20 protein-coding genes are annotated in these 19,066 nt (G+C 63.0%); 12 read left to right on the forward strand and 8 right to left on the reverse strand.

Annotated elements, in window-relative coordinates; translation table 11 throughout:
- Window positions 1-95: 95 nt before the first annotated feature.
- The 4 genes from rpsT to P9236_RS19560 all read right to left on the reverse strand — a co-directional run bounded on the left by rpsT (window position 96) and on the right by P9236_RS19560 (window position 3,541).
- A complete protein-coding gene (gene rpsT / locus P9236_RS19545) occupies window positions 96-362 on the reverse strand; it encodes a 30S ribosomal protein S20 (protein WP_124996039.1) in 267 nt (88 codons plus the stop codon).
- A gap of 243 nt (window positions 363-605) precedes the next feature.
- A complete protein-coding gene (locus tag P9236_RS19550; protein ID WP_278076120.1) occupies window positions 606-1,379 on the reverse strand; it encodes an enoyl-CoA hydratase in 774 nt (257 codons plus the stop codon).
- 40 nt (window positions 1,380-1,419) lie between these two features.
- On the reverse strand, window positions 1,420-2,310 hold the full coding sequence (gene mutM / locus P9236_RS19555; RefSeq protein ID WP_278076121.1) for a bifunctional DNA-formamidopyrimidine glycosylase/DNA-(apurinic or apyrimidinic site) lyase: 891 nt from the start codon (window positions 2,308-2,310) through the stop codon (window positions 1,420-1,422).
- Window positions 2,294-3,541 (reverse strand): phosphopentomutase, encoded by a 1,248-nt coding sequence (locus P9236_RS19560; protein ID WP_278076122.1) that lies wholly within the window; start codon window positions 3,539-3,541, stop codon window positions 2,294-2,296. Before P9236_RS19560 ends, mutM begins: the two co-directional genes overlap by 17 nt.
- A gap of 193 nt (window positions 3,542-3,734) precedes the next feature.
- On the opposite strand from P9236_RS19560, the gene P9236_RS19565 reads away from it, so the two are divergent.
- On the forward strand, window positions 3,735-4,667 hold the full coding sequence (locus P9236_RS19565; protein WP_278076123.1) for a PhnD/SsuA/transferrin family substrate-binding protein: 933 nt from the start codon (window positions 3,735-3,737) through the stop codon (window positions 4,665-4,667).
- A 5-nt stretch (window positions 4,668-4,672) separates the two neighbouring features.
- On the opposite strand, the gene P9236_RS19570 is transcribed toward P9236_RS19565, so the two are convergent.
- The 3 genes from P9236_RS19570 to P9236_RS19580 all read right to left on the reverse strand — a co-directional run bounded on the left by P9236_RS19570 (window position 4,673) and on the right by P9236_RS19580 (window position 6,476).
- Entirely contained in the window at window positions 4,673-5,284 is a 612-nt protein-coding gene (locus P9236_RS19570; RefSeq protein ID WP_278076124.1) for a TadE/TadG family type IV pilus assembly protein, read from the reverse strand.
- Between the two features lie 39 nt (window positions 5,285-5,323).
- A complete protein-coding gene (locus P9236_RS19575; RefSeq protein WP_278076125.1) occupies window positions 5,324-5,914 on the reverse strand; it encodes a TadE/TadG family type IV pilus assembly protein in 591 nt (196 codons plus the stop codon).
- A gap of 139 nt (window positions 5,915-6,053) precedes the next feature.
- Window positions 6,054-6,476, reverse strand: a complete 423-nt coding sequence (locus tag P9236_RS19580; protein WP_278076126.1) for a pilus assembly protein N-terminal domain-containing protein — start codon at window positions 6,474-6,476, stop codon at window positions 6,054-6,056.
- 355 nt (window positions 6,477-6,831) lie between these two features.
- Here P9236_RS19580 and P9236_RS19585 point away from each other — a divergent pair, with 355 nt between their 5' ends.
- From P9236_RS19585 to P9236_RS19625, 9 genes are all read left to right on the forward strand, one after another.
- A complete protein-coding gene (locus tag P9236_RS19585) occupies window positions 6,832-7,008 on the forward strand; it encodes a Flp family type IVb pilin (protein ID WP_278076127.1) in 177 nt (58 codons plus the stop codon).
- Between the two features lie 167 nt (window positions 7,009-7,175).
- The gene (locus P9236_RS19590; RefSeq protein WP_278076128.1) at window positions 7,176-7,694 is read left to right on the forward strand and encodes a prepilin peptidase; all 519 of its coding nucleotides are present in this window, start codon (window positions 7,176-7,178) and stop codon (window positions 7,692-7,694) included.
- 274 nt (window positions 7,695-7,968) lie between these two features.
- A complete protein-coding gene (gene cpaB / locus P9236_RS19595; RefSeq protein WP_278076129.1) occupies window positions 7,969-8,781 on the forward strand; it encodes a Flp pilus assembly protein CpaB in 813 nt (270 codons plus the stop codon).
- Window positions 8,778-10,289 (forward strand): type II and III secretion system protein family protein, encoded by a 1,512-nt coding sequence (locus P9236_RS19600; protein ID WP_278076130.1) that lies wholly within the window; start codon window positions 8,778-8,780, stop codon window positions 10,287-10,289. Before cpaB ends, P9236_RS19600 begins: the two co-directional genes overlap by 4 nt.
- A gap of 14 nt (window positions 10,290-10,303) precedes the next feature.
- Complete coding sequence (locus P9236_RS19605) at window positions 10,304-11,041, forward strand: CpaD family pilus assembly protein (RefSeq protein WP_278076131.1); 738 nt, start codon at window positions 10,304-10,306, stop codon at window positions 11,039-11,041.
- A gap of 30 nt (window positions 11,042-11,071) precedes the next feature.
- On the forward strand, window positions 11,072-12,355 hold the full coding sequence (locus P9236_RS19610) for a CpaE family protein (protein ID WP_278076132.1): 1,284 nt from the start codon (window positions 11,072-11,074) through the stop codon (window positions 12,353-12,355).
- A gap of 30 nt (window positions 12,356-12,385) precedes the next feature.
- Window positions 12,386-13,885, forward strand: coding sequence for a CpaF family protein (locus tag P9236_RS19615; RefSeq protein WP_278076133.1), 1,500 nt, complete (start codon window positions 12,386-12,388; stop codon window positions 13,883-13,885).
- Window positions 13,886-14,015: 130 nt separating this feature from the next.
- Entirely contained in the window at window positions 14,016-15,029 is a 1,014-nt protein-coding gene (locus tag P9236_RS19620) for a type II secretion system F family protein (protein WP_278076134.1), read from the forward strand.
- 13 nt (window positions 15,030-15,042) lie between these two features.
- Window positions 15,043-16,056 (forward strand): type II secretion system F family protein, encoded by a 1,014-nt coding sequence (locus P9236_RS19625; RefSeq protein ID WP_278076135.1) that lies wholly within the window; start codon window positions 15,043-15,045, stop codon window positions 16,054-16,056.
- A gap of 90 nt (window positions 16,057-16,146) precedes the next feature.
- On the opposite strand, the gene P9236_RS19630 is transcribed toward P9236_RS19625, so the two are convergent.
- Window positions 16,147-16,935 carry a tetratricopeptide repeat protein gene (locus P9236_RS19630; protein ID WP_278076136.1) on the reverse strand — a complete coding sequence of 263 codons (789 nt, stop codon included), beginning with the start codon at window positions 16,933-16,935 and terminating at the stop codon, window positions 16,147-16,149.
- A 264-nt stretch (window positions 16,936-17,199) separates the two neighbouring features.
- Here P9236_RS19630 and P9236_RS19635 point away from each other — a divergent pair, with 264 nt between their 5' ends.
- Both P9236_RS19635 and P9236_RS19640 read left to right on the forward strand, forming a co-directional pair.
- Window positions 17,200-18,564 carry a leucyl aminopeptidase family protein gene (locus P9236_RS19635; protein WP_278076137.1) on the forward strand — a complete coding sequence of 455 codons (1,365 nt, stop codon included), beginning with the start codon at window positions 17,200-17,202 and terminating at the stop codon, window positions 18,562-18,564.
- Window positions 18,565-18,691: 127 nt separating this feature from the next.
- On the forward strand, window positions 18,692-19,042 hold the full coding sequence (locus tag P9236_RS19640; protein WP_278076138.1) for a MarR family winged helix-turn-helix transcriptional regulator: 351 nt from the start codon (window positions 18,692-18,694) through the stop codon (window positions 19,040-19,042).
- Window positions 19,043-19,066 lie beyond the last annotated feature (24 nt).

A 19,066-nucleotide genomic window follows, 5' to 3' on the forward strand; every position in this document is an offset into this window, starting at 1 on the left:
GTTGTACACGCGTTCTTTTTAAGTACTTGCCGGCAAACGAAAAAACCCGGCCTGTGCGGCCGGGTTCAAGGATAACGGTTCTAAATGGAAGTCGGTCAGGCCGACAGCACCTTGACCCGCTGGGCCAGCCGCGAAACCTTGCGGGAAGCCGTGTTCTTGTGGATGACGCCCTTGGTTGCGGCGCGCATCAATTCCGGCTCCGCGGCCTTGAAGGCCTCCAGTGCCGCGGCCTTGTCGCCGGCGGCGAGCGCCTCTTCGACCTGGCGGACATAGGTGCGGACGCGCGACCGGCGGTTCTTGTTGATCGCCGCGCGGCGGGCGATCTTGCGCGTTGCCTTTTTGGCCGAAGACGTATTGGCCATGATGCCTCTCTTCTGATCTGGTGGGCGCCAGCGGGGTGCCACAGGGCGCAAAAAAACAAACGGGCAGCCACGGGGCCGCCTCGGTTGGTGCGGCTTATAATTCAGCTTTTCCGGCGCGTCAACGCCGCTTCGCGGTCTTTTTGGCGGCCTGGAGCGCGTCGCGTCGAAACGCACGACGCTCTCTGGGGCCTTGTCTTATACATGTCGTTTCCCAACCGCCCACGCATCTTGGGGGGACACGCATCAGCGGTTGGTGAAATTCGGCTTCCGCTTCTCGACGAAGGCGGCCATGCCTTCCTTCTGGTCGTCGAGCGCAAACAGCGAATGGAACAGTCGGCGCTCGAAGCGCAGTCCTTCGGTAAGTGTCGTTTCATAGGCCCGATTGACGGCTTCCTTTGTCATCATCACGGATGGCAGTGAAAACTCGGCGATCTTCGCCGCCGCCGTTAGCGCTTCCTCGACGAGCTCGGCGGCCGGCACCACCCGTGAAACCAGTCCGCAGCGCTCGGCTTCGGCGGCATCCATCATGCGCCCGGTCAGGCACATGTCCATCGCCTTCGACTTGCCGACGAAGCGGGTCAGCCGCTGCGATCCGCCCATGCCCGGCATGACGCCGAGCGTGATTTCGGGCTGGCCGAATTTTGCATTGTCGGCTGCGATGATGAAGTCGCACATCATCGCCAGCTCGCAGCCGCCGCCAAGCGCATAGCCGGCCACCGCCGCGATGATCGGTTTGCGCGCACGCGTGAATTCCTCCCAGCCGGCGAAGAAATCCTGCGTATAAGCGTCGACGAAGGAGATCGCCTGCATTTCCTTGATGTCGGCACCGGCCGCGAAGGCCTTCTCCGAGCCTGTAAGGACCATCGCGCCGATACCGGCATCGGCGTCGAACGCGTTCACCGCGGCCACGATCTCCGCCAACACCTGCGAATTCAGCGCGTTCAGCGCCTTCGGCCGGTTCAGCGTGATCAGCCCGACCTTGCCGCGTGTTTCCACGAGAATGGTTTCATAGGCCATGGCATCGTCTCCTCGCTTCGGTTGCGGAGACCGGTCTAGCTCACCGTTGACAGGTCCGGCAATAGAAGGTCGAGCGGCCGCTTTGCACGGTGCGCTCGATATGGCCGCTGCAGCGCGGTTTCGGACATGGCTCGCTTTCACGGTCATAGACCGCGAAGGAATGCTGGAAATAGCCAAGCGACCCGTCTGTCTGGACATAGTCGCGCAGCGAGGATCCGCCGGCGGCGATCGCGTCGGCGATGACCGAGCGAATCGCCTCGGCCAGGCGTTCGCACTGCTCTTTCGCTTTCTTGCCGGAGCCGGCGATGGTACCGGCTTCGCGCAACGGCGACAGGCCGGCGCGCCACAGCGCCTCCGACACATATATATTGCCGAGCCCGGCGATCAGCCGCTGGTCGAGCAGTGCTGCTTTGAGCGGCGACCTGCGGCCCTTGAGCAGCGAGGCGAGCAGGGGGCCGTCGAGCGCATTGCCGGTAGGCTCGATGCCCAGCCCGGCCAGCATCGGATGCGTGTCCGGCGCCCCTTCGGCAAACAGCATGAAGCCGAAACGGCGCGGGTCGTTGAAGATCACGCGCGACCGCTCGCCCTTCGGCGACTGGACATCGAACACGACATGGTCGTGCGCGCCGTTCTTCGAGCGCTCGTGATGGAAGGTGCCGGGGGTGCCGCTGCCCTCGGCGGTTTCGACGCGGAACGATCCCGACATGCCGAGATGGCAGATCAGGATCGGACCGTTCTCGATATGCATCGTCAGATATTTGGCGCGCCTGCCAAGCGCCGTCACGGTCTTGCCGGCAAGCCTCTCCGAAAACCGCTCTGGAAAAGGAAAGCGAAGGTCGGGCCTGCGCGCCTCGACGCTGACGAGCCGCGCCCCTTCCAGAACCGGTTGCAGGCCGCGCCGGACCGTCTCGACCTCAGGCAGTTCTGGCATGGCCGCCTATCGTTGCAAGGAAAGAGGTGCCGTGGCGGCCGGGCGCAAGGCCGAGGTGATCCGCGACGGTTTCGCCGATATCGGCGAAGGTCAGCCTGAGCCCGATGTCGCCGCCCTTCAGCCCGGGCCCGATGCCGATCACAGGAACGCGTTCGCGCGTGTGATCGGTGCCGCGCCAGGTCGGATCATTGCCGTGGTCGGCGGTGAGGATGAGCAGGTCGCCCGGCTCGATGCGGGACAGCGCTTCCGGCAGCCGGCGGTCGAAGGCCTCGAGCGCCCAGGCATAGCCGGCAACATCGCGTCGGTGGCCGAACTCGGTGTCGAAATCGACGAAATTGGCAAAGACCAGGTCGCCTTCGCCGGTGTCGTCCATCGCGCCTAGCGCCTTGTCGAACATGGCCATGTTGCCGCCTGCCTTGCGCACTTCCGAGATGCCGCGATGGGCGAAGATATCGCCGATCTTGCCGACGGCGATGACCCTGCTGCCTCGCTCCGTCAGCCGGTCGAGCAGGGTCGGCTCCGGCGGCGGCACGGCATAGTCGCGGCGGTTGTGGGTACGCTGGAAGGTGGCCCTTGTCTCGCCGACGAAGGGTCGCGCGATCACCCGCCCGATCTTGAGCGGATCGACCAGACGGCGCACCGTCAGGCAAAGCTCGTAGAGTCGCTGCAGGCCGAAATGCGTCTCGTGCGCGGCGATCTGCAACACGGAGTCCACCGAGGTGTAGCAGATCGGCTCGCCGGTACGGATGTGCTCCTCGCCGAAGCGCTCGATGATCTCGGTTCCGGGCGCGTGACAGTTGCCGAGGATGCCCGGCACCTTGCCTTCGCGGACGATCGCGTCGGTCAGCCCTGCCGGGAAGGCCGGCAAGGTGTCGGGAAAATAGCCCCAGTCGAAACGCACGGGCAGGCCGGCAATCTCCCAGTGGCCCGACGGCGTGTCCTTGCCGCTCGAAACCTCCTGGGCAGCGCCATGGAAGGACGAGCCAAGCAGCGGCGTGTCGGCGTCGAGCTGCAGTCCGGTTGCCGTATGCGCCGCGCGAGCAAGCCCGAGCGAGATCATGTTGGGCACGGCGAGCGGCCCGCTGCGCAAGCCTTCACGATTGGCGCGGCCGTCCGCGCAGACCTGGGCGATATGTCCGAACGTGTTGGCGCCGGCATCGCCATAGCGTTCTGCATCAGCCGCTCCGCCGATGCCGAAGGAATCGAGAACGAACAGGAAAGCCCGCGCCATGAAGTGCCATCTCACCCTAGGATTTGCTTTTGAAGCATGATCGTCTCCGAAAAGTCTGCAACTTTTCGCGATCATGCTCCGGCAGCCAGACATAAGGTTCCGCGGCGGCGTTGGCAAATCGGAAACCAAACCGCAACGGCTTGGCGCCATAGTCATGCAAATCGGGCGAAGCGCCGGCAGGAGAGCGGCAGGCATGGGCAAGGCTGGGAAATCCGCGGCAAGCCGGGCGTTGAGGACGTGCGCGGCGGCTCTCGCGGTGCTCTCGGGGACCTTGCCGGCGCGCGCCGACTGGCGCGACGACATCGGCACGTTTCGCATAGGCATCGTCGCCGAGCCCGGAGGCGGCAACACGGTTCCCGGTCTGGCACGTTTGACGGATGCCTATACGAACGCTCTCGGCATGAAGGTGGAGTTCGTGGTTGCCCGCGACTATGCGGCGCTGATCCAGGCGCAGGCGAGTGGCCGCGTGCAATATGCGGTCTATTCGGCGCTCGCCTATGCCGCGGCTTCGGAGCGCTGCGGTTGTGTCGAGCCGCTGGTGGCGCCGGTCGACACCGATGGTGCCGTCGGCATTCGTTCTGTGCTGCTGACGCGCGACGGCAAAGTGCCGGACCTCGCGGCGATGGCCTCGCACCGGATCGCGATCGCGCCCGCCGACAATATCGGCGGTTCCCTGCTGCCGCTGACCGGGCTCTCAGGCCAAGGCGCGAAGATTGCGGAGGACTCACCCTTCCTGGCGCGCGCTCCTTCGGCAACCGCGGCCGAGGCGATGCTCGGCGACGGTGAAGCCGACGGCCTGTTCGGTTGGGAACCTGTCGGCGCCGACGGCCAGCCCACCAACACGGGCGGCACCATCATGCGCCTCGAGGCCGCCGGCGTTCCGAAGACATCGCTTCGGGTGTTATGGACCTCGGCTCCGCTGCGATACGGACCTCACGCCGTGCGCCACGATCTCGATGCCGAAGCGAAGCGTCGGCTCGCCGTGTTCCTGACCAATCTCAAGTCGCTGACGCCGGACGTCTACGATCTTTTGGAATCGACGCATTCCGGCGGATTCGAGCTGGCCGTGTCGAAGGACTATGCAACGGCACTGGCCATCGTGCGACGGGAAGCTGGCCGGGATTAGTTCCCTCAGCAGTCGCTGCAGGGGACAGTGGGGCTGCGGCGCGGTCGCAGATAGTATGTCTCGCCCATCGGTATGTGGTTGAAGACCGAGGTCAATCCAAGCGCCTTCGATTCGTCGGCCGACCAGGTGATCATCGCCTCGTAGCCGAGGTCGCTTTCCACCCGCACGAGGAAGGTGTTGCGGATATTCAGCGTCGACGGAACGGTGGTGATGCTGTTCTTCGCCGCGTCGGCGCTATAGGTAGTGCCCACCAGCTTGCGCGACCATGCCACCGTCGCCTTGGGCGAGGCCTCGTCGCTGATCTGGATGCCGGTGATGATGATCGTCGGCGTCGAGCGGTTGTAGGGCTGCAGCGTCGAGGTGCCGATCTTCATGATCGCATCGAGATCCGCTTTCGCGACCGTTGTCTGCTGCGTGACCAGGTCCGCCACCATGCTGCCGATGCGACTGACCTTCTTGCTGGTCTCGATCGCCTGCGAGGCTTCCATCGTGATGAAATACATGATGAGCAGCACCGGCGCGATGAACGCAAACTCGATTGCCGCGACGCCGCGGCGATCGCGGCAAAACCGCGCCGCAATGGCCCAAATTCCCCAGTGTGCCCCCGCACGGTACATTTTACCTCCACCCGCCGCAGTCTCAGCCGCCGAGCAGTCTCAATTGTCGAATGGTTCGTTCTGCCAGGTCACGGACGCGAAATGCAGCGTGTCGCCGTCTATATTGGCCATCTGCTTTGCCAGGAAATCGGTCATGACCGGCCATTTGTAGAAGACACGCAGCATGTTCTTCGTTTCCGCCAGCCCGGGTGACACCCCGAAAGGCATTGAGTTCGTGCCTTGCGTCAGCACGATCTGGCCGTTCACGATCTTGAAGCTCGCCGTAGCGGCGTCGGCAAAGGTCGGATATTCGCGCAGGTCCACCTGCAGGCGTTCAAGACAGTTGCCGGTGACGATGATGGCCATCCCGTCGCAGATCAGCTGCTTGATCGAGGCTTCGGTCACATTTGCCTTCTTGAGCTGCCCGGTCCTGAGCTGGCGCGCGACGTCATCGGTGATGTTGGCCATCACCTCCTGGCCGGCGAACGAGATGCAGCTTTCGAGGATGGCGAAGACTAGCAGGGCGAACGGCATGGCAAGCAGCGCGAATTCTATGACTGTGCTGCCGCGCCTGTCGCTGAAAAAGCCATGGCGGGACTTTGCCCGCACCTTGCCGTCCATGCCGCCCTCGGGTGTCGGATCCTTGCTCATGTCCCGTTCCTGCCGATCCCTTGCAATGCCGGCGGCAACATAGCGAAAAACCCATTGAGGCCCGGTTTGGATGAGCGTTAAATTCGCCGGACGACCTTTAACCCGCCATTAACGTCGCGGCGCTTGTCGGCGTCGGCCCTCAATGGCCGGCGTTCATTTCGGTTTCGGATGTTTTCTCAGCCTCGCTCTTGTACGAGCTTTCACAATAGGGCGTGCAGGACATTGTCTGGACTTCGGCACGCCTGTAGATGCGCACCGATGACGCGGCTTGCCGCACGACCGTCACCTGCTCGTCGATGATCGGGCTGCCATCGGAGTCGAGCACGACCAGATTGGTGACGCCGAAACCCTTGCCGGTGAGGACGACCGTCGAGGCGTCTTGAACTGCGGCGTCGGCGATTGCCGGATTGCCTATGACGATCGTATCGGCGGCGCGCGACAACTTGACGATCTTTGCCTGGTTCATGGTGACCTCGATGCCGGCGCCGGCCTTGGCCGGCACGACGAAAGCGGCAACTGCCAGCAGCGCGACGACTGGAAATGGCGATCTCGACAAGGTCATTGAGGCGCTCCGGAGCGGCAGACTGTTCAACGGAACATGAACGAAATTGGTGAACCGACGGTTAAACGCTGCATGGCTGCGATAAGGATTGGTCGACTCGAGAGCCATGAGCCAGCAGCATATGCTGTTTTAGCAAAGCAGCGCGTGGCCGGATCTCCGCGCTTTTCCTTCCCGTCGGTCCGCCTTTCGACGCTTAGGTCACGGTTAACCAAGCAACGGGTTCGCCCCCGGAAAGGAATCGGTAAGGGTATTTATTAAGCCGATTGAAAGGGCTTCTCCCTAAATTCGCAACATCCGATCAACCGGCAAGAGAAGTTGACGGAAGTGCTGTAACACGTGGAGTAGGAGCTCTCGAATGTCTAACCTCATTGCACGTTTCGCGAAGGACGAATCCGGCGCGACCGCCATCGAATACGGTCTGATCGCCGCTCTCATCGCGCTCGCCATCATGGTCGGCGCCGGCCAGCTCGGCAGTGCCCTGAACAGCAAGTTCATCGCCATTGCAAACAAGCTTGAAGGCGCCGGCAACTAAGACGCTGGCAAGTCGCGTGGTTGATAAAATCGCGCGTTTCGAAAGGAAAAAGGGCTGCCCTTGGGCGGCCCTTTTCTATGCAGCCGGACGATTTGAGTGTCCGGTCTCATCAATCGTTAATTCGCCGAGTCTAGGCTGGCGTCGATTTTCGTGCGGGTCCGTCGTCCATGCTTGAAGCCGCGATCTTCGTCGTCTTTCCTTTCTGCATGCTGTTTGCGGCGATCTCCGACACGCTGTCCATGACGATCGCCAACCGCGTGCCTGTCCTGCTTCTGGCGACGTTCGCTCTGGTGGCTCCGTTGACCGGGATGGACTGGGCAACCTATGGCGGGCATTTCGCGGCCGGTGCCCTGGTTCTGGCGGTGACTTTCGGTTTGTTCGCGCTCGGCGGCATGGGCGGCGGCGACGCCAAGCTGCTGGCGGCGACCGCGGTATGGATGGGGCTCAACATCAATCTCATCGGCTACCTGGTAACCTCGACGTTGATCGGCGGCCTGCTGACGATTGCCATTCTGGCTTACCGGAAATCGCCGCTCGCGGCCTACACCGGCCATAACCGTTTCCTGCGCCATTTCGCAGACGAGCGCGCAGGCATTCCCTATGGCGTGGCACTTGGTCTCGGCGGGCTTCTCACCTTCCCGGATTCTCCGCTGATGGTCTGGGCGCTGGATAGGCTCACCACATAACTCATTTCTTGATTAATGCATGTCGCAGCGGTTTGGGAGACATGCATCAAAACAAGGATTTAAAGCGCGTCGCCGTTTCAGCGCGACGCGCTTAAGCGCGCTTTTCGAGGCGGCTTGGCCCGCCTTTTTCGTTAACGGCAGGCGGTTCCGTCTAATTTGAGTAAACCTTAAATTAATCACGATCGTAAGCATTACATTAACCTTGTTTTGACGATTGCGGCTGCAAAGTCCGGCCTGGCGAGGTGGTTTGCCTTGAGGCGAAGGGTTCGGACGAATGCCAGCATCCCGACTGATTATTCTGGGCGTGGCAGTGGCCGCGGCGGGCGGCGCGGGTTATGTCGCAAAGAACATGGTGGTGGCGCCGCCGCCTCGGGTCGTTGTCGACGCTCCCAAGCAACCGGCGATCGCGCTTCAGGACGTCTTGGTGCTTTCCGGCGATGTCGCGATGGGCAGCCAGCTCGGCGACAACATCAACTGGGAGCAGTGGCCGGCCAGCGGCGTCAACGCCAATTTCATCACCCGTGCCGCCGAACCTGACGCGGCCGAAAAGCTCAAGGGCTCGGTGGCGCGCGTGGCCATGTATACCGGCGAGCCGTTGCGGCGCTCCAAGCTGGTCGGCGAAGGGCAGAGCTTCATGTCGTCGATCCTGCCGTCCGGCATGCGCGCCGTCGCGACCGCCATATCGGCCGACACGTCGGCGGGCGGCTTCATCCTGCCCAATGATTTCGTCGACGTCATCATGACCCGGCGCGCCGACACCGGTAACGGCGGCAGCGGCTTCAACACCGAGACCATCCTCAAGAACATCCGCGTCCTGGCCATCGACCAGACCATCCAGGAAGACGAAGAAGGCAAGAAGACCAGGGTCGGCCAGACCGCGACGCTGGAACTGACGCCGCAGCAGGCGGAAATCATCACGGTGGCGCAGCAGATGGCGGACCGCCTGACATTGGCGCTGCGTCCGATCGTGGACACGAATGAGAAGAACCTGGGCGAGGCCGACTATCTGGTGAACGGCAACGGCCGGCGCGGCACGGTACGGCTGATCAAGTCGGGCGAAGTTTCCGAAGTGGGAGCAAGGAAATGAGGCTAAACGGCAAACTGCCCTTCTTGGCGGCAGCGGCAATAGGCCTGCTCCTGCTCGGCACCAATGCGCCAGGCCTCGTCGAGGCCAAGGCCGCGAATAGGGCGGCGGGCGTGACGGCCTCGGTTGCCACGCAGCGCGTCAAGCTCGGTCTCAACAAGTCGGTGGTCATCGATCTGCCGAACGACGCCTACGACATCCTCGTCGCCAATCCCGCGGTCGCCGACGCGGTGACGCGCACGGCGCGCCGCATCTATCTGTTCGGCAAGGCGGTCGGCGAGACCAACATCTTCGTCTTCGGCCCCAACGGCGAGCAGATCGCCAGCCTCGACCTGGCGGTCGAGCGCGACGTCGCCGGACTGGAAGACTATCTCAAGCGCTTCCTGCCGACATCGGAAATCAAGGTCGAGCTGCTGAACGACAACGTTATCCTCACCGGCACGGTGGACACGCCGCTCGACGCCAAGCGCGCCGTCGATCTTGCGACCATCTTCGTCTCGGGCGGTGAAGCCACCACCGGCCAATATTCGCAGACGGCCGCCGGCGGATCGGTCAATGGCGGTGTCGACATCAACAACCCCGACCAGGAGCGCCGGGTCTCTAAGATCGTCAATCTGCTGCAGATCATCGGCGACGATCAGGTCACGCTGAAGGTGACCGTGGCCGAAGTCAGCCGCTCGGTGATGAAGCAGCTTGGCGTCAACATGGTCGGCAGCGGCGGCAGCGACGGTATTTCTTTCAGCGCGACCAGTCAGACCTATCCAGGTCTGGGCAAACCGTTGTCTGACTCGGGCGTCAACTTCGCCACTTCGACTTTGCGGGGTTATGTCAACGCAATGGAGCAGTCGGGCGTCATGAAAACGCTGGCTGAGCCGACATTGACAGCCGTCTCGGGCGAGAAGGCGACCTTCAAAGTCGGCGGCGAATACAACATGGTGAGCAATGTCTCGAACGCAAAGTCGAGTGACAATCAGAACGCCGACAGGCTTTGGTCGGCCGAGAAGATCGAATACGGCATCGGTCTTGAGTTCCAGCCCGTGGTATTGTCGCCAGGTCGTATTAGCCTAAAGGTCAGGACATCAGTTTCCGAGCCGACAACCGAAGGATCGTTCGCGCTGGGCGACACGAATATATTGTCACTCCGCAAGCGCTTGGCTGACACCACAGTGGAACTGCCCTCTGGCGGATCCATGATGATCGCCGGCCTCGTCCGGGACGACATCAGACAGGCGGTAGATGGTCTGCCGGGGCTAACGAAAATTCCCGTGCTCGGCACTCTGTTCCGCAGCCGCGACTTCGTGCGCAACGAGAGCGAGCTCGTCATCATCATCACGCCCTATCTGGCGCGGCCGGTGGCACGCAATGAATTGGCCAAGCCCGACGACAATTTCAATCCGCCGAGCGACGGCGCCGGCATGTTCCTCGGCCGCGTCAATCGCGTCTACGGCACCATGCAGACAGACAGGCCGGCCGGCCGTTACCACGGCGTCGTCGGCTTCATCTACAAATGAGCGGGAAAGCGGACATGTCTCAGTCAGCATCGAAGGCCATGACGATCGCGGCGGCAACATCTGGCCGCGGACGTTTCCGTCGGGCGGCCCCTGTCCTGGCGATCGCCCTTGCGGCATCGCTCGCCGGATGCGCCAACTTCCATCGCGACAGCATTACGGTGGGCTCCATTCCCGACGACTACCGCACCAATCATCCGATCGTCATCGCCGAGAAGAACCAGAAGATCGACCTTCCGGTCGGCGCCGGCGATCGCGGCATGACCGGTTCGCAACGCGACGCGCTGCTCGGCTTCCTCGACGGTTACGACAGGAGCGCTGCCCCGGCACTGACGATTGCGGTTCCGGTCGGATCTGCCAACCAGCTTGCCGCCCAGGCGGCCAGCCGCGACTTTGCCCGGCTTGCCATGGCTGCCGGTGTGAAGCGCAACCGGATCGTCATGACGTCTTACCAGTCGGCCGTGCCTGAAGCCTCGGCGCCTGTCCGCGTCGCCTTCGTCGCCGTGCAAGCTCAGACCGACAAATGCGGGCGTTGGCCGAACGACCTAACGGAAACGTCGGAGAACAAGCATTACGCCGATTTCGGCTGTTCCTATCAGAACAACCTTGCCGCCCAGATGGCCAATCCCAACGATCTGCTGGGGCCGCGCAAGCAGTCCGACATCGACGCCGAAAATCGCAGCAATGTGATCGACGTCTATCGCGCCAGAGGCATTTCGGACGAGTTCCTCGGCAATTCGGAAGTGACGTACTGAGCCGCGCCGGATGGCGGAAAGAGCATGACGATGAGCAATCTTGCCTACGACACGCCCTCGGATACCGGCGATCTCTCGCAACAAGACATCGCCGCCATGCAGGCGCTGCGCCCGGTGCCGCGCATTTCGATCCAGGCCTTCTGCGAGACCGACGGTGTCGCCAATCCCATCGAGCGTGCCGGCGAGGATCGCCGCATGGCCAAGGCCCATCTCAAGGTCCATATGGGCGGTATCGCCACCGCGATCGAATTCTACCAGTCGGCGCCGACACCCAACCTGATCATGCTGGAATCGCGCAGTGAGCCGAAACAGCTGCTCGAGCAGCTCACTCAGCTCGCGGAGTATTGCGATCCTTCCTCGAAGGTCGTGGTCATCGGCCATTACAACGATGTCGGCCTCTACCGTGAGCTTATCCGCTCCGGCATTTCCGAATATGTCATCGCGCCTGTATCGATGACCGACATTGTCAGCGTCGTGTCGTCGATCTTCGTCGATCCCGAGTCCGATCCGATCGGCCGCTCCATCGCCTTCATCGGCGCCAAGGGCGGCGTCGGCTCCTCGACGATCGCCCACAATGTCGCCTGGGCGATATCGTCACTGTTCAAATCGGAGGTCGTGGTCGCCGATCTCGACCTCGCCTTCGGCACCGCCAACATCAATTTCGACCAGGACCCCGCTCAGGGTATCGCCGAGGCGGTGTTTTCGCCCGAGCGCGTCGACGAAGTCTATCTCGACCGCCTGCTCGCACAGTGCGCCGAGCATTTGTCCCTGCTGGCGGCACCCTCCACGCTCGAGCGCGTCTACGATTTCGATCCGGACGCTTTCTCCCAGGTCATCGAAACGGCGCAGCGCAGCGCACCTTTGCTCGTGCTCGACGTTCCGCATATCTGGAGCGGTTGGACGAAGAGCACGCTGATCAAGGCCGACGAGATCGTCATCACGGCCACGCCCGAGCTGGCAAATCTTCGCAACACCAAGAATATGGTGGACATGCTGAAGCGGCTGCGTCCGAACGACTCGCCGCCGAAGCTGATCATCAACCAGGCAGGCGTTCCGAAACGGCCGGAGATCGCCGCATCGGATTTTTCCGAACCGCTCGGCATCACGCCGATGGCGGTGATCAATTTCGAGCCGCTGCTGTTCGGCAACGCGGCCAACAACGGCCGCATGCTTGGCGAGATGGACGCCAAGAGTCCGATCGTGGGCACGATCAATGAAATCGCGCATGTGCTGACCGGGCGCAGCGAGATCAAGGCGAAGAAGAGGGCAGGCCTGGGCTCCATCCTCGGCAAGCTTTCGCGCAACAAGAAGTGACGCTGGCAGAGCGGCATCGGGTAGTCGATCATGTTTGGTAAACGAGGCACAGACGACGGCAGCCGGGTAGCTCCCGAATTCCGTCCGCCAGCACCTCCTCCCGCCGCTCCCGGTCCGACCGGGACGATGGCTCTCGATCGGTCGGCCGCGTCGGTGCCCGGCATGCCTGCCCCGTCGCCGGCCCGCCGTCCGGTGGAGGCGCCGCCGATGGCGCCCGAGCCGCCGAGAAGGATCCAGCGCGAGCGCAGCGAAACCTACTACGACACCAAGAGCCAGGTGTTTTCCGCGCTGATCGACACCATCGACCTGTCGCAGCTCGCCAAGCTCGATCCGGAAAGCGCGCGCGAGGAAATCCGCGACATCGTCAACGACATCATCGCGATCAAGAATTTCGTGATGTCGATCTCCGAGCAGGAAGAGCTGCTCGAGGACATCTGCAACGACGTGCTCGGCTACGGACCGCTGGAACCGCTGCTCGCCCGCGACGACATCGCTGACATCATGGTCAACGGCTCCAAGAACGTCTACATCGAGGTCAACGGCAAGGTCGAACCGACCAGCATCCGCTTCCGCGATAACCAGCAGCTGCTCAACATCTGCCAGCGCATCGTCAGTCAGGTCGGCCGCCGCGTCGACGAATCGAGCCCGATCTGCGACGCGCGCCTTCCCGACGGCTCGCGCGTCAATGTGATCGCGCCGCCGCTCTCGCTCGACGGCACCGCGCTCACCATCCGCAAGTTCAAGAAGGACAAGCTGACGCTCGACCAATTGGTCAAGTTCGGCGCCATCTCGCCACAAGGCGCCGAGATCCTCAAGATCATCGGCCGCGTCCGTTGCAATGTCGTCATCTCGGGCGGCACCGGCTCGGGCAAGACGACGCTGCTCAACTGCCTGACCAACTACATCGATCGCGAGGAACGGGTCATCACCTGCGAGGACTCGGCCGAGTTGCAGCTGCAGCAGCCGCACGTGGTTCGTTTGGAAACCAGGCCGCCCAATCTCGAAGGCGAGGGCGAGGTGACCATGCGCGACCTCGTCAAGAACTGCCTGCGCATGCGGCCCGAACGGATCATCGTCGGCGAGGTGCGCGGGCCGGAAGTGTTCGACCTGCTGCAGGCGATGAACACCGGCCATGACGGTTCGATGGGAACCATCCACTCCAACAGTCCGCGCGAATGCTTGAACCGTATTGAATCGATGATCGCCATGGGCGGCTATTCGCTTCCGCAGAGAACGGTGCGCGAGATCGTCGTCGGCTCGGTCGATGTCATCATCCAGGCGGCTCGCCTGCGCGACGGCTCGCGCCGCATCACCCACATCACAGAGGTGATCGGCATGGAAGGCGACGTCATCATCACCCAGGATCTCGTCCTCTACAACATCAAGGGCGAAGACGCGAACGGCCGTCTGATCGGCGAACATGTCTCCACCGGCATCGGCCGGCCGCATTTCTGGGATCGTGCCCGCTACTACGGCGAGGAGCAGCGTCTCGCCAATGCGCTCGAGGCCATGGAGAAACGTGCTGACTAAAGCAATTCCAGGAAAAGTGCGTCGCGGTTTTCCGTCCGGAATTGCGTCAAAACAAATAGTTAGAGCGGGTCAGCGATTCTACGAAAGCTGAACCGCTCTAGTGCATCTGGAGGCGTAGGGGCCAAGGTTGATGTTCGGAATTGACACCACGGTTCTGGCTTTCGTCGTGCTTGCCGGCCTCAGCGCCGGCGCGATGGCCTATGCTTTCCTGTTCACCCGCATCGACAACGAAAAGCAGGCCGGCAAGCGGCTTGAAACAATCAAGACGGCAGAGACCGACCGGTCGGTGGTGAAGGCTTCGCGCGACCGGGCCGCGGAAGCGGTCAGGCGGCGCAAGACCCTTCAGGATTCGCTCAAGCAGCTCGACGAGAAGCAGAAAACCAGCGACCGCAACATCAAGAAGCCGCCGCTGAAGGCCCAGATCCGCCAGGCCGGCATGACGGTTCCTATCGAGCGCTTCTACATCTACTCGGTGATCTGCGGCATCGCACTGACCTTGCTTGCCTATCTCGCCGGTGCGCCGTGGCTCGTCCTGCCCGGCGCGCTCTTGGCCGGGGCATTCGGCCTGCCGCGCTGGTTCGTTTCGTTTCGCCGCACGCGCCGGGTGAAGGCCTTCCTGGAGGAGTTCCCGAACGCACTCGACATCATTGTGCGCGCGGTGAAGTCCGGTCTGCCGCTGAACGATGCGATCCGCCTGATCGCCAACGAATCTCCGGAGCCGGTCCGCTCCGAGTTCCGCCGCATCGTCGATTCCCAGCAGATGGGCCTTTCGATCCCGGATGCCACGCTGCGCATGTCCGAGACCATGCCATGCACCGAGGCCGGCTTCTTCGGCATCGTCATCCAGATCCAGTCGCAGGCAGGCGGCAATCTCTCCGAGGCGCTTGGCAACCTTTCGCGTGTGCTGCGCGATCGCAAGAAGATGAAGGCCAAGGTGCAGGCGCTGTCGATGGAAGCGAAAGCGTCCGCCGTCATCATCGGCGCCTTGCCGTTCGTCGTCGCCTTTCTCGTCTATCTTTCGAGCCCGAACTACATCATGCCGCTGTTCACGACCAGTGTCGGCAATCTGATCCTCGGCTGTTCCGGCGTGTGGATGTCGATCGGCATCGTGGTGATGCGCAAGATGATGAATTTCGAAGTGTAGGGACGCGGATCCAATGACAGACCAGGTCGTCAAGACGCTAACCGATCCTTCATTCCTTATCGCGCTCCTGGTCGGCATCGCGGTTTTTGCGACCGTCTTCACGCTCATGCCCGCGCTCGGCGGCGATCAGCTCAAGGCGCGCATGAAAACCGTGGCGCTCGAACGCGACGAGCTGCGCTCGAAGCAGCGTGCGCGTCTTGCCAACGAGGCCGACCGCCGCAAGGGGCTGCGCGAGGAGCAGTCGATCGGCATGCGCAACATCGTCGAGCGACTGGATCTCAAGCGCGCGCTTGCCGACGAAGGCACGCTGCAGAAGCTCAAGGTGGCGGGCTTCCGCGGCCAGAACCCGCTGACGCGCTTCCTGTTCTTCCGCCTGATCCTGCCCTTCATCGGATTTGCACTTGCGGCGATCTACCTGTTCCTGCTCGGCGGTCTGGCGCAGCAGCCGGCTTTCATCAAGCTGTTCGTCTGCGTTCTTGTCGCCTATGGCGGCTTCTATGCGCCGATCCTCTACGTCAACAACCGCGCGACCAAGCGCAAGCAGTCGATCCAACTGGCATGGCCGGACGCGCTCGACCTGTTGCTGATCTGCGTGGAGTCCGGCATGTCAGTGGAGGCGGCGCTTCGCAAGGTCGCCGACGAGATCGGCGCCCAGTCCGTGGCGCTCGCCGAGGAATTCGTTCTCACCAATGCCGAACTCTCCTATCTGCAGGATCGCAAGGTAGCCTACGAGAACCTGGCGAGCCGGACCGGCCTGGAATCGGTGAAGTCGGTATCCCAGGCCCTGGTTCAGGCGGAACGCTATGGCACGCCTGTGGCGCATGCGCTGCGCGTGCTGGCCTCGGAAAGCCGCGACATGCGCATGAACGCTGCAGAGAAGAAGGCCGCCGCGCTGCCGCCGAAGCTCACCGTGCCGATGATCCTGTTCTTCCTGCCGGTTCTGTTCGCCATCATCCTGGGTCCGGCCGGCATCCAGGTCAGCCAACGCGGCATCTTCGGCGACCAGCACAGCTCCAGCGGTCAATAGGCGGACCTGTCGAGGTCAGGACAAAGCCGCGTGGCGGGCGCCGCGCGGCTTTTCCTTGTCTGGCGCGGCGCTTGACGCGGCGCAGCGCGGTCAATTGGTCGCGACTTTCGCCTTGTCCTTGTCCTGAGCCTTGAGCTGGCTCCAGGCATTCTGCTGGGCCAGCATCTGGCGCAGATAAGCGATATTGGCCTGCGCCTGTTCCGGCGAAAGCTCCTGCGAGGCAATCTTCTCGGCTTCGTCGAAGCGGCCTTGCAGGCCGACGACCAGCGCCAGGTTCTGCCGCACGCGGCTGTCGGCGTTCGGCTGCTGCGCGGCCGAGCGCATATAGGTTTCGGCTGTGCGCAGATCGCCCTCGAGCACGTAGGACATGCCGAGATTGGAGAGGATGGAAGGTTCGTTCGGCTTGAGGTCGAGCGCCTTTCGGTAATCCTGACGCGCCTCGTCCCGCTGTCCCATCTGGTCGAGGATGGCGGCTTCCGCCGACACCAGGCGCCAGTCCGGATATTCCGGCGTTTGCGCGCGGCGTACCGCATCGAGCGCCGGCTCGAACTGCCCGTTTGCGGCAAGCGCCTTGCCGTAGGCGGCAAGCACGTCCCGGTCCTTGGGGTAGGCGATGGCGAGCTTGCGCATCACTGCCAGCGACTGGTCGGCGTCGCCATCCATCTGCAGCGCCGCCGCGTAATTCGTGGCGATGCGTTTGTCGTTCGGGTTCCTGGCGTAGGACTCACCAAGTCTGGTCGTAGCGCTGTGCAATTCGCCGGCCGACATCGTTTCCAGCGGCCTGCCGTCGGAGCGGGAAATGGAGCCGGTGGTGAACTTGCTGGTGCTGCTGCAGCCCGCGATGCCGGCCGCCAGCGCCACCACTAATGCCGTGGTCATCAGACGCTTGTTTTTCACGTTCGGCGCATTGATCGGCATTTGCACCTGGTCTCCATCCTGTGCGGCCGTTGGCTGGCCGTCTTCCCTCCCGCAGAAATATTCTGTTAACCCTAACGGACCGTTAAGAAGCTGACTCGCCATTGCAGGTCGCCCAGAAGTGTGCAGCGGTTCTGGGACAACGACGTGCATCAAAACAAAGGCTTAAAGCGCGTCGCCTGAAATCCGTTTCTGCGCGACGTGCTTTATCTATTCGGAGACCATCGAATGCCTGTCGAACTCGTTGACCAGAAGCCGGAAGCCGCCCTGCCAGTCTATCTGCTGGGAAAGGACGGTCTCGACGGCGCGGGCCTTCCGCCGTCCGTCATCGCTTGGGCGCGAGCCAATGGCTTTTCCGGCGAGGCTGGCCGGACGTTGATCCTGCCCGGTGAGGGTGGCGCTCTCGCCGGCGCGCTGTTCGGCACCGGCGACGGCGAGAGCCAGCTTGCCGTCGGCGCCTTGGCGCGGTCGCTGCCAGAGGGCGAATGGTATCTTGCCCAGGACCTGCCTGCGCCCGATCTTGCGGCGCTTGCGCTCGTCCTCGGCGGCTACGTCTTCACTCGTTACGGCAAGAAGCCCGGCAAGGCATTGCGCTTCGCGCTGCCGCCGGGCGCCGACGCCGCACATGTCCGCCGCATCGCCGACGGCGTGTTCCTGACGCGCGACCTCGTCAACACGCCGACCAGCGACATGGGGCCGGGTGAGCTGGAGGAGGCCGTCCAGACCTTGGCCGCCGCGCATGGCGCCGACATCTCTGTCGTCAAGGGCGACGATCTTCTGGCGCGGAATTTCCCGATGATCCATGCCGTCGGCCGCGCCTCGGCCGGCGCGCCGCGGCTGATCGACATGAGTTGGGGACCAGGCGATGCGCCGAAGGTGACGCTGGTCGGCAAGGGCGTCTGCTTCGATACCGGCGGCCTCGACATCAAGCCGTCGTCCGGCATGTTGTTGATGAAGAAGGATATGGGCGGTGCCGCAAACGTGCTGGGTCTCGCTTCCATGGTCATGGCGGCGAAACTGAATGTCCGGCTGCGCGTGCTGATCCCCGCGGTCGAGAATTCGATCGCCGGCAACGCCTTCCGGCCGGGCGACGTTCTGAGGAGCCGCAAGGGCATCACGGTCGAGATCGGCAACACCGATGCGGAAGGCCGGCTGGTCCTGGCCGACGCGCTGGCGCTCGCCGACGAGGAGAAGCCGTCCCTGCTGATCGACATGGCGACGCTGACCGGAGCGGCGCGCGTCGCGCTTGGCCCTGACCTGCCACCCTTCTACACCGGCGACGAGGCGCTGGCGTCCGATCTGGCGGCGGCTTCGCTTGCTGCCGAGGATCCGCTGTGGCGCATGCCCCTGTGGCGTCCTTACGATGCGAAGCTTTCCTCGAAGGTCGCCGACATCAACAACGTCACCACGGACGGCTTTGCCGGATCGATCACCGCGGCTCTCTTCCTCAAGCGTTTCGTGGAAAAAACGCCCGGCTGGGCGCATTTCGACATTTTTGCCTGGAACCCCGCCGATCGTCCGCACGGACTGACGGGCGGCGAAGCGCAAGGCATTCGCGCGCTGGAGCGCATCATCGCGACACGGTTTGGATAAGCAATTCCAGGGAAAGTGCGCAGCGGTTTTCCGTCCGGAATTGCGTAAGAACAGGTACTTGCCGAAAAAGCCGGCAAAACGCCTGGACTGAAACGGACGCGAAACAATTTGCCGTCATGCTGGGCGGATGTCGATTTCGATGCGCCCGAGCCAGGCCTTGCGACTGTGGCAGCAGGTGTTGCTGTCGCAGGTGCGCGACGGCGCGCCCGATCTCACCATGCGCCAGACGGCGATCCTGCTCACCATTTACCTCGATCCACCGCCGCACACGGTGCGCGGCCTGGCCGCCAGACTCAACGTCACCAAGCCGGTCATCACCAGGGCGCTCGACACGATGGGCGCGCTGAAGCTGGTCTCGCGCCACCGCGACGAGGCCGACAAGCGCAATGTGCTGATCCGGCGCACGGTCGAAGGCGCGCTCTTTGTCGAGCGCTTCGGCGATGGTATCGTCGCCAAAGCGCAAGAACTGCCCATTTGACCGATCACCAAAGTTGACTGGATT

Source organism: Mesorhizobium sp. WSM4884, from assembly GCF_029625675.1.
In the GTDB taxonomy this organism is placed as follows: domain Bacteria; phylum Pseudomonadota; class Alphaproteobacteria; order Rhizobiales; family Rhizobiaceae; genus Mesorhizobium.